Source organism: Hymenobacter sp. B1770, assembly GCF_049896385.1.
In the GTDB taxonomy this organism is placed as follows: Bacteria; Bacteroidota; Bacteroidia; order Cytophagales; family Hymenobacteraceae; genus Hymenobacter.
Genome location: NZ_JAFCUF010000068.1, coordinates 1 through 731, shown reverse-complemented (window position 1 = coordinate 731; position 731 = coordinate 1). Strand labels below are relative to the sequence as shown.

General features: G+C 64.3%; 1 protein-coding gene. It reads left to right on the top strand.

Going from position 1 to position 731, the window contains the following annotated elements; genetic code table 11:
* Positions 1-389: 389 nt before the first annotated feature.
* A partial coding sequence (locus tag ACP7AJ_RS21510) for a GAF domain-containing protein (RefSeq protein WP_426062294.1) occupies positions 390-731 on the top strand: 342 nt, incomplete at its 3' end.

Here is a 731-nt window from a genome sequence, read left to right as displayed (position 1 = left end):
CGGTGAGCGGCCTGTTTCAGCTCTTACAACTGGCGGGGTGGTTCTTCATGGTCGCCAGCCCGCTGCTGATTGCGCTCAAGTTCTTTGCCCATTTAGACCGTAACTCGAAGTAGCGCCGCCCAGCAATAAGCCTCCTTACACTGAACGGCGCGCGTTTACCTGCGGACCGTTTTTGTAGACTGCAGAAAGGTTTCTGGGTTGTCCCTGAGCACCCTTTGGAGGGTACGTACCTGGGGAAGCGCTCGTTCCAGCGGCCGGCCCACCGAAGCGCCGCCGCTGGGGACGGGGCAGGCCCTACCTTTACGGCCGCTGCCCTCTTCCTTTAATCAGTTTGGCTATGGTGACGGATACCCCCCGCGAAACGGCCCGGCTGGGCGCTGGCGGCGAAGATGTTCAACATGCCCATTGCCATCATCAGCTTGGTGGACACCGACCGCATCTGGTTCAAGTCCATCCACGGCTTGGAAGCCGCGCAGATTGGCCGGGACCCGGGCCTGTGCGCCTCGGCCATTCTCTCGGAGGAGGTGTACCTGGTGGAGGACGCGCGCCAAGACCCGCGCACGCTGGCCAACCCGCTGGTGGCGGGGGAGATGGGCCTGCGCTTTTACGCCGCCGCGCCCCTGGCCACGCACGACGGCCACAACCTGGGCACGTTTTGCCTGCTCGACCAACAGCCGCGCTACCTGAACACGGCGCAACAGGGCATGCTGCAGGACCTGGCCGCCGTGGCC